A 9061-nucleotide genomic window follows, 5' to 3' on the forward strand; every position below is an offset into this window, starting at 1 on the left:
GTCAGGCGCTGCGGCCGACCGCCTCGGAACCGGCGGCCTGTGGCCGCGTCTCACCACGGGTGCGGGCGGTAGTCCTTGAGGAAGACGCCGAACAGGTCCTCGCCCTCCTCGCCGCGCACGATCGGGTCGTAGACGCGGGCCGCGCCGTCGACCAGGTCGAGCGGGGCATGGAAGCCGACGTCCGCCAGGCGCATCTTGTCCGGATGCGGGCGCTCGTCGGTGATCCAGCCGGTGTCCACCGCCGTCATCAGGATGCCGTCCTGCTCCAGCATCTCCTGCGCGCTGGTGCGGGTCAGCATGTTGAGCGCGGCCTTGGCCATGTTGGTGTGCGGGTGACCGGGGCCCTTGTAGCCGCGGCCGAACTGGCCCTCCATGGCGGAGACGTTGACCACGTACTTGCGGCGCGCGGGCGCCGCGGCCATCGCCGCACGCAGGCGGCTGACGAGGATGAACGGCGCGGTCACGTTGCAGAGCTGGACCTCCAGCAGCTCGATCGGGTCCACCTCCTGCACCTTCTGGCTCCAGCTGTTGGCGTCGTCCAGGTCCGGGACGAGGCCGCCCGCGTCGATGGCGGTACCCGCCTCGATCAGGGCCGGCGCGGCGGAGCCGGAGGTGAGCGCCAGCGCGGTCAGCGCCTCGGCGCTGAGCTTCTCGCGGCGGGGGCCGCCCTGCGCGGGCAGCATGGGCTGGCGGCTGAGGTCGAAGCGGCCGAGCGTCGTCGAGGAGGGCAGCTCGCCGGCGGGCAGCGGCGCGTCCTCGGCGTCGATCAGCTCCTTGTAGGCGTTGGGGGTGCGGCGCACCGTCTGCGCGGCGTTGTTGATCAGGATGTCGAGCGGGCCTGCGGCGCTGACCTCCTCCGCGAGGGCGATGACCTGGGACGGGTCGCGCAGGTCGATGCCGACGATGTGCAGGCGGTGCAGCCACTCGTGGCTGTCCGGCATCGCCGTGAAGCGGCGGATGGCGTCGTTGGGGAAACGCGTGGTGATCGTGGTGTGCGCGCCGTCGCGCAGCAGGCGCAGACCGATGTACATCCCGATCTTCGCCCGGCCGCCGGTCAGCAGCGCGCGGCGGCCGGTGAGGTCGGTGCGGGCGTCGCGCCGGGCGCGGTTCTCGGCGGCGCAGTCCTGGCAGAGCTGGTGGTAGAACGCGTCGACCTCGACGTAGCGGCCCTTGCAGACGTAGCAGGCGCGTGGGCGCTTGAGTATCCCGGCCAGCGTGCTGGTGGTGCCGCTGGTGAGCTGCAGCCCCTGGGTCTCGTCGTCGATGCGGCTCGCGGCGCCGGTCGCGGTGCGCTCGGTGACGGCGCGGTCGTTCGCGGTCTTGGCGGCGCGGCGCTCCTGGCGGCGGCGCTGCTTGACCTCCCGGTAGACGCCGGAGGTGGCCTTGCGCAGCTGGACCGCCTGCGGGTGGTCCAGCGGCAGTTCGCTGAGCTCGGCGAGCGCGTCCAGGACGAGGCGCATGCGCTCGGGGTCGATCCCGGGGTGGGCCTCGGCGAGATCGGTCACGTCGGGTCCTGCTGTCATCGCCTGCTGGTTCTCTTCTGGGATCGGGGCCTGCAACGGATCGCGGCCGGAAGCTCGGGCGTCGGTTGCCGGAGGCAACCCGATCAACTCTACCGGTCCACGTCACGGGGCCGGTCCGGCGGACGCTGAACCGGAACGGGAGCGGAGGCGTAGAGGCGGGGGAACCTGGCCCCAGGGGAGCTCGATCATGAACCGTCTCCGCGTCTTCGTCGTCCTCGTCATCGGCGGCCGCGACGGCGTGGAGGCGGCCACGGATACGGAGCGGCATCCCGTTCACGGTCGGGGCGGTGCGGCGACTGCGGGGGTGGGAGCGCTCCTCGCGCTGTTCGCCGCGTGCGGATGCGCGGCGAACCCCAGCGCCACCGCACCGACCCGCACCGCCGCGACGCGTTCGGGCCAGCCGGTGGCCACGGCAGCGGCGGCCGCCGCCTACGTGGCGATCGCCAACCCCGCCAACCACCGTCTCGACACCGACTTCGACCGGTTCGACGGCCCGGACCGCGGTGATCTGGCGCGGGCCCGCACGGACCTGCGCGACATCGCCGCCACCGAGCACGCCTTCGACCAGGACCTAGCCCGACTGGAGCTGCCCCCTGCGGCGGTCACGTGGGCGCAGGTGCTCGTCGGCGCGAACGAGGCACGCGCCGCCCTTACCTCCCGAGCTGCGGCGAACACCGCCCTCCCGCAGCTCAACGCCCTGCGGCCGGTGCTCTCGGCGATGAACGCCCCCGTGGAGCGTGCGGTGACCGCGCTCCGCGCCGACCTCCGCCTCCCGCCCCCGGACACCCACTGAGCAGCGCGAACCCGACCGGGGCGCCGCGTCCTACGCCGACTGCGGACTCACCGCTGCGGGCTCACCGCACGCACGTGGAGTGGCCGGGACCTCTGGACCGGCCGCCACGCGGCCTCTTCGGTCCGAAGCCGGGGTTCGTTCAGGGTTGGCTCCTACAGGACATCCCTGCGCGGCTAGGCCCCCTGGGCGGCCTGCGGGTCCTGTGCCGTCTGGGACGGGCAGCGCGCCTCGGTGCGCAGCCGGCGGGAGACCTCGCCCAGGCCGGCCGCGATGTGGGTGAGCTGCTCGGGGGTGAGCACGTCGATCAGCGCCTGGCGCACCGCCTCGACATGGCCGGGCGCGGCGGAGCGCAGCATCTCGCGGCCCTGGTCGGTGATGTCCGCGAAGACGCCGCGCACGTCGCTGGGACAGGAGCGGCGGGAGACCAGTCCTGCCCGCTCCAACTGCGTGATCTGGTAGGTCAGGCCGCTCTTGGAGGTGACCAGCCGGTCGGCGAGCTCGGTCATCCGCAGCGCGCCGTCCGGCGCGGCGTTGAGCTGGACCAGTACCTCGTATTGGGTGTGCGAGAGCCCCGCGTCGTCCTTGAGCTGCTGCTCCAGCTTGCGGTTGACCAGGTTGGTGGCGCTGAGGAAGGCGATCCAGGCGGCCTTCTCGTCATCGTCGAGCCAGCGGGGTTCAGTCATGACTCGACCATACTCCGTTGTTAAAATTTGAACCACCTGCCCGTGTCGTCCCCACGCGCCGCAGTCGGATTGCCTCCATGGTGTCACCTTGCAGGAATAGGGGTGCGCCCCCCGGGGTTGAGCGGTCGATCGGGCGGTGGGGGTGCGGTGGTGTCACCGATTCTCCGTTGTTCAAATTTGAAGCACGGTGTAGTGTCAGGGCGTCGCTTGGTTCAAATTGGAACGAAGCCAGAACGAGCGGAGCCTGCCATGACTGTGATCCCCGAGGCGACGGTCCGTACCCGCGTCCGCGTCCCGCTGCGGTTCGGCGACGGGTACGGCGTCGACTCCGAGCTGGTCACCTTCCACGGCCTTGCCGACGGCCAGGAGCACCTCGCCGTCGTCCTCGGCGACCCGGACGCGGCCGCCGGGACCCCGCTGGTGCGGCTGCACTCCGAGTGCCTGACCGGCGACGTCTTCGGCTCCGCCCGCTGCGACTGCGGCCCCCAGCTGCGCGAGGCCGTCGAGCGCATCGCCCAGCGCGGCGGCTACCTGCTCTACCTGCGCCAGGAGGGCCGCGGCATCGGCCTGTACAACAAGCTCGACGCCTACGCGCTGCAGGACCAGGGCTACGACACCTACGAGGCCAACGCGGCCCTCGGCCTTCCCGAGGACGGCCGCGACTACACCGCCGCCGCCCAGATGCTCGCCGCCCTCGGCGTCGACAGCGTCGACCTGCTCTCCAACAACCCGGACAAGGCCGCGCAACTGCGCGAGCTCGGTGTCCCGGTCCGCGACCGCGTCCCCACCGGCGTCCACGCCACCCCGCACAACCTGCACTACCTCCGCGCCAAGGTGCGCGGTACGCAGAGCCTCCTCGCCCACGACCTCCTCGAGGGCCGGATCGCCTGACGGCCGCTCAGGTGTGAACTGTGCCTCCGGGCCCGCCGGGCGGCCCGAGTGCACGCAGGGCCCGATCAGGGAGTGGCGCCCGGGAAGTTCGCCGTCGGGCACGGCGCGGCCCTGTGCCGGGACGGCGCTCAGGCGGGTGTCGACCCGTTCGGTCAACCGGGACGTCACCTGTGGCGCCGTTCCGGTGACCGACCACCACCGCGGACCGGACGTCCGCGTATCTCTCCCGAGCAGCCCGTGCGCGCGCCGGCGGTCCGGGCTCCACGACTCGGCGTGGCGGCGGCCCCGCACCATCCGGATCCAGCCGCTGCCCGGTGACGTCGGGGGCGAGTGTGCCGAGCAGGACGAGGTGGTCGGTCCGGGAAGGTCACGGGCTCCCTCGCACCGGTGTTGCCAGGTCGTCCCGCCTGGCGGAAGGTGTGGTGATGGCCACGCCGCACATCGCCGCCAAGCCCGGCGACTTCGCCCCCCGAGTGCTGATGCCGGGCGACCCCCACCGGGCCCGCCGCATCGCCGCCGACCTCCTCACGGACGCCCGGCAGGTGACGGACGTGCGCGGCATTCTCGGCTTCACCGGCAGCTATCTGGGCGAGCCGATGTCCGTGATGGCCTCCGGCATGGGAGCGCCCTCCATCAGCATCTACGCCACGGAGCTGTTCCGTTTCTACGGCGTGGAGCGCATCGTCCGGGTCGGAACGGCGGGCGCCCTCCAGGAGTCGCTGAGCCTCGGCGACGTGATCGTGGTCTCGTCCGCGCACACCGACGCGACCACGGCCACGATCCGCGTGCCGGGCGTGGCCCTGTCCCTGGCCCCGTCGCCGCGCCTCCTGGTCGACGCGCTCGCTGTCGCGGGGGACGCGGCCCGGGTGGGCCCGGTGCTGAGCTCCGACTACTTCTACCTCGACCGTCCCGAGGTCCTCGACCGGCTCACCGCGCTGGGCACTCTGGCGATCGAGATGGAAGCCGCCGGCCTCTACGCCGTCGCCGCCGCGGAGCGGCGCGAGGCCCTGACCGTACTCACCGTCAGCGATCACCTTCGCACCGGCGCGGCGATGGACGCGGCCGCCCGCGAGACCCGGTACCGGCGCATGGTCGACATCGCCGCGCGCGCACTCCTCGCCCGCCCGGTCGGCGGAGCGTCAGGACCGGCATGAATCGTTGACCGGTCGGGACCTGCCGTCCGGCGGCTGGTGGCCGGTAGCCGGTGGCCGGTGGTGCATTGGCCCTGGCCTGGGGGGATCGGGGAGACTGCCCGGGTGAACCCTGCCTGGCTCGACCTCCCCGTGCGCAGTGCCGTACCCGCGCTCCAGGAAGCGCTGGAGTCGCGAGGGGTGGCGGTGCTGGCCGCGCCGCCCGGGACGGGGAAGACGACGCTGGTGCCGTTGGCGCTGGCCGGGCTGGTGGACGGACTGCCCGGTGGGGAGCCGACGCGACGGGTGCTGGTCGCGGAGCCGCGACGGCTGGCGGTGCGGGCCGCGGCGCGCCGGATGGCGTGGCTGCTGGACGAACCCGTGGGGGAGCGGGTCGGTTTCACCGTCCGCGGGGAGCGGCGGGTCGGTCCGAGGACCGCGGTCGAGGTGGTCACCACCGGCGTGCTGCTGCAGCGGCTGCAACGGGACCAGGAACTCGCCGGGGTGGACCTCGTCCTGCTGGACGAGTGTCATGAGCGGCATCTGGACGCCGACGCCGCGCTGGCCTTCCTGCTGGACGTGCGGGCCGCGCTGCGTCCCGAGCTCCAGGTGGTGTGCGCCTCGGCGACGTCCGACACCGCCGCGTGGTCCCGCCTGCTCGGCGGCGACGGGGTTGACGGGGTCGACGGCGGCAACGGCGGCGACGGCCTCGACGGCGGGGGCCCCGCGCCCGTTGTCGAGGCGCATGGCATCCAGCATCCCGTCGAGGTGGTCTGGTCACCGCCGCCCCGTCCGGTCCGGGCGCCGCAGGGGCTGCGCACGGACCCGGCCCTGCTGGAGCACGTCGCCGCGACCGTGCAGCGCGCGCTGCGCGAGCGCGAGGGAGACGTGCTGTGCTTCCTTCCCGGTGCGGGCGAGATCGCCAAGGTGGCCGGTCTGCTGGGGGGACTGCGTGACACCGTGGACGTGCTGCAACTGCACGGTCGGGCCGAGCGCGCCGTGCAGGACGCGGCGCTCGCCGCCGGGCCGCGCCGCAGGGTGGTCCTCTCCACCTCCGTCGCCGAGTCCTCGCTGACCGTGCCCGGGGTGCGCAGCGTCGTCGACTGCGGGCTCGCCCGCGAGCCGCGCACCGACCACGCGCGCGGTCTGGCCGGGCTGGTGACCGTCCGTTCCTCGCTGGCGACTGGACGCCAGCGCGCCGGGCGAGCAGGCCGTGAGGCGCCCGGCGCCGTCTACCGCTGCTGGGCGGAGGCCGAGGACGCACTGGCCCGGGCCCTGCCCACGCCCGAGATCCTCCAGGCCGACCTTGCCTCCTTCGCCCTGCAGAGCGCCTGTTGGGGAGCGCCCGGTGCGCGCGGACTCGCGCTGCCGGACGCGCCGCCGGCGGGAGCGATGGCTGCGGCGCTGGCGACGCTGACCGCCCTGGGCGCGGTCGACGCCGACGGCCGGGCCACCGGGAGGGGCGTCCGCATCGCCCGCACGGGCCTGCACCCCCGGCTGGGCCGGGCGCTGCTGGACGGCGCGCCCCTCGTCGGCGAGCGTCAGGCGGCCGAGCTGGTCGCGCTGCTCTCCGAGGAGCCGCCGCGCGCGCTCGGGGACGACCTCGCCGCCGTCCGCCGCGCGGTGCGTACGGGCAGGGACCCTCACGCGGGATACGCGGCCCGCTGGCGCGAGGAGGTCCGACGGCTGCGCCGGCATCCCGACGCCGAGGATCCGCCGCAGCGGATCGACGACGCCGAGGCGGCCGGTCTGATCGCGGGTCTGGCCTTCCCCGAGCGCATCGCCAGGGCGCGCGGTCCGAAGCCCGAACCGGGCGCCGGGGCCGCCTACCTGATGGCATCCGGCACGGCCGCCGCGACGGGCGCGGGCTCCGCCCTGTCCGGCGCGGAGTGGATCGCCGTAGCCGTCGCCGACCGCCCGGCCGGCTCGCCCTCGGCCCGCGTCCAGTTGGCCGCCGCCACGGACGAGGCCACGGCCCGGCGGTGTGCGGCGCCCCTGCTGACGGACCGCGAGGAGGTCCGTTGGGCCGTGCCGCCGGGGTCGCGACGCGGCGACGTGGCGGCCCGCCGAGTCGAGGCCCTCGGCGCGGTCGAGCTCGCGACCGAGCCCCTGAGCGCGCCGGACCCGGCGCTGCTGCGGGTGGCCCTGCTGGAGGGGCTGGCCGCCGAGGGCGTCGGCGAGTTGCTGAGCTGGTCGGCGGAGGCCGTCGCGCTGCGGCAGCGGATGGACTTCCTGCACCGCGTGATCGGCGACCCCTGGCCCGCCGTCGACGACCGCGCCCTCCTCGGCCGGGCCGAGGACTGGCTCGAACCCGAGCTCTCCCGGGCCAGCCGCCGGGCCGACCTGGAACGCATCCCGGTCGCCGCCGCCCTGGCCCGGCTGCTGCCCTGGGCCGACGGCTCAGCTGGACGCCTCGACGAACTGGCTCCCGAGCGGATCACCGTTCCCACCGGCTCCCGCATCCGCGTCGACTACTCCGCCGACCGTCCCGTCCTCGCGGTCAAGCTCCAGGAGCTGTTCGGCTGGCAGGCGACGCCCCCGCTGGCCGACGGACGCGTCCCGCTGACGATCCATCTGCTCTCCCCGGCCGGACGCCCGGCGGCCGTCACGGCCGACCTGGCGGACCTTCTGGCGCGAGGGCTACCGCGCGGTCCGCGCGGAACTGCGCGGTCGCTACCCCCGCCACCCCTGGCCCGAGGACCCCACCGCGGCCGAACCCACCCGCTGGGCCAACCCCCGTCGCTGACTCTGTTGGAGGCCCGAACGATCCCGACCTGTCCGATCAGGTCGCGATGCGGTCGCAGACCTTCGTCGCGCAGGCCGAGTTGGACCTGCGGGCCATGGGGTGGCCGGACGCGGTCTCGGCCGCACGCCTGGTGGTCGCCATGTCGGCGGAGCTCTCCGTCGCCGAGACCACCAGCGGCGCGTAGGACACCGCAGGACGCGCGACCCTCTGGAGCTTCCTCGACCGGCTCGACCTCGGCCGCTGACCGGCCTGTCCGGGCGCACCAGAGGGCGCCGAACGTCGTTGCGGCGCCCGGGGGTTCATCCACTGCTCCGGGCGTGCCCCTCGGCCCGGGCCGCCCACGGGTCGTATCGTGGCAGGGCGGCCGTCCGGCCCGGCGCCCGCACCGACGACGTCCTCCACGATGTCCTCCACAGAGAGGCGGAGCCAGCATGTGCCGTCTGTTCGGTCTGAGCAGCTCGCCGCGCCGCACCCGCGCCACCTTCTGGCTGCTGGACGCGCAGGACAGCCTCAGCGACCAGAGCCACCGGGACCCCGACGGCACCGGCTTGGGCTTCTTCGCCGCGGACGGGACGCCGCAGGTGCACAAGGCGCCCGTCGCCGCCTACGAGGACCGCGCCTTCGCCGAGGAGGCGAGGAGCGTGGAGTCGGCGACCTTCGTCGCCCACATCCGCTTCGCCTCCACGGGCGCGCTGGAGGTGCGCAACACGCACCCGTTCGAGCAGGACGGGCGGCTCTTCGCCCACAACGGCGTGATCGAGGACCTGCCCCGGCTCGAGGCCCATCTCGGCCCGGACCTGGCGCTGGTCAAGGGCGACACCGACTCCGAGCGCTTCTTCGCCCTGATCACTCGTGAGACCGCCGCGCACGGGGGTGACGTGACGGCCGGCATCGAGGCGGCCGCGCGTTGGGTCGCACAGAACCTGCCGATCTACGCCCTCAACGTCATCCTGACCACCGCCGACCAGCTGTGGGCGCTGCGGTATCCCGACACCCACGACCTGTTCGTGCTTCAGCGCCCCGCCGGCGGCCACCACGGCAACCGCCATCTGGACCACAGCGGCACCGCCGGGCGCATCCGCGTCCACTCGACGGACCTGACCCGGCACGGCGCGACCGTCGTCGCCAGCGAGCGGATGGACGACCACCCCGACTGGCAGCTGATGGAGCCGGGGGAGCTCCTCCACGTCGGCGCCGACCGCACCACCACGCGTCGCCTCGTGCTTCCGGACGCGCCCGCCCACCGCCTCACCCTCGCGGACCTGCACCCGGCCGCGGCCGCCTCGCAGGCATCC

General features: G+C 74.2%; 7 protein-coding genes and 1 pseudogene. 6 read left to right on the top strand and 2 right to left on the bottom strand.

The window, feature by feature from the left end; translation table 11 throughout:
• Nucleotides 1-50: 50 nt before the first annotated feature.
• Entirely contained in the window at nucleotides 51-1523 is a 1473-nt protein-coding gene (locus tag TR48_RS34975; RefSeq protein WP_042374607.1) for an SDR family NAD(P)-dependent oxidoreductase, read from the bottom strand.
• Nucleotides 1524-1710: 187 nt separating this feature from the next.
• Here TR48_RS34975 and TR48_RS34980 point away from each other — a divergent pair, with 187 nt between their 5' ends.
• Nucleotides 1711-2316 carry a hypothetical protein gene (locus TR48_RS34980; RefSeq protein WP_042374608.1) on the top strand — a complete coding sequence of 202 codons (606 nt, stop codon included), beginning with the start codon at nucleotides 1711-1713 and terminating at the stop codon, nucleotides 2314-2316.
• A gap of 173 nt (nucleotides 2317-2489) precedes the next feature.
• On the opposite strand, the gene TR48_RS34985 is transcribed toward TR48_RS34980, so the two are convergent.
• Nucleotides 2490-2999, bottom strand: a complete 510-nt coding sequence (locus TR48_RS34985) for a MarR family winged helix-turn-helix transcriptional regulator (RefSeq protein ID WP_042374609.1) — start codon at nucleotides 2997-2999, stop codon at nucleotides 2490-2492.
• Nucleotides 3000-3248: 249 nt separating this feature from the next.
• Between TR48_RS34985 and TR48_RS34990 the strand changes: the two genes are divergently transcribed.
• From TR48_RS34990 to TR48_RS35005, 5 genes and pseudogenes are all read left to right on the top strand, one after another.
• Entirely contained in the window at nucleotides 3249-3890 is a 642-nt protein-coding gene (locus TR48_RS34990; RefSeq protein WP_042374610.1) for a GTP cyclohydrolase II, read from the top strand.
• 425 nt (nucleotides 3891-4315) lie between these two features.
• Nucleotides 4316-5044: a purine-nucleoside phosphorylase gene (locus tag TR48_RS34995; protein WP_042374611.1), complete on the top strand. Its 729-nt coding sequence runs from the start codon at nucleotides 4316-4318 to the stop codon at nucleotides 5042-5044.
• 102 nt (nucleotides 5045-5146) lie between these two features.
• A pseudogene (gene hrpB / locus TR48_RS35000) lies at nucleotides 5147-7766 on the top strand (ATP-dependent helicase HrpB).
• A gap of 46 nt (nucleotides 7767-7812) precedes the next feature.
• Nucleotides 7813-7950 (top strand): hypothetical protein, encoded by a 138-nt coding sequence (locus TR48_RS43905; RefSeq protein ID WP_161789960.1) that lies wholly within the window; start codon nucleotides 7813-7815, stop codon nucleotides 7948-7950.
• A gap of 247 nt (nucleotides 7951-8197) precedes the next feature.
• On the top strand, nucleotides 8198-9061 hold an 864-nt coding region (locus TR48_RS35005), incomplete at its 3' end, for a class II glutamine amidotransferase (RefSeq protein WP_042374612.1).

The sequence above is a fragment of the Streptacidiphilus neutrinimicus genome (genome assembly GCF_000787815.1).
In the GTDB taxonomy this organism is placed as follows: domain Bacteria; phylum Actinomycetota; class Actinomycetes; order Streptomycetales; family Streptomycetaceae; genus Streptacidiphilus; species Streptacidiphilus neutrinimicus.

What these genes read in the sequence shown, in the direction of transcription:
- TR48_RS34990 (WP_042374610.1), top strand. Translation starts at nt 3,249, where the DNA reads ATGACTGTGATCCCCGAGGCGACGGTCCGTACCCGCGTCCGCGTCCCG.
- TR48_RS34985 (WP_042374609.1), bottom strand. Translation starts at nt 2,999, where the DNA reads ATGACTGAACCCCGCTGGCTCGACGATGACGAGAAGGCCGCCTGGATC.
- TR48_RS43905 (WP_161789960.1), top strand. Translation starts at nt 7,813, where the DNA reads ATGCGGTCGCAGACCTTCGTCGCGCAGGCCGAGTTGGACCTGCGGGCC.
- TR48_RS34980 (WP_042374608.1), top strand. Translation starts at nt 1,711, where the DNA reads ATGAACCGTCTCCGCGTCTTCGTCGTCCTCGTCATCGGCGGCCGCGAC.
- TR48_RS34995 (WP_042374611.1), top strand. Translation starts at nt 4,316, where the DNA reads ATGGCCACGCCGCACATCGCCGCCAAGCCCGGCGACTTCGCCCCCCGA.
- TR48_RS34975 (WP_042374607.1), bottom strand. Translation starts at nt 1,523, where the DNA reads ATGACAGCAGGACCCGACGTGACCGATCTCGCCGAGGCCCACCCCGGG.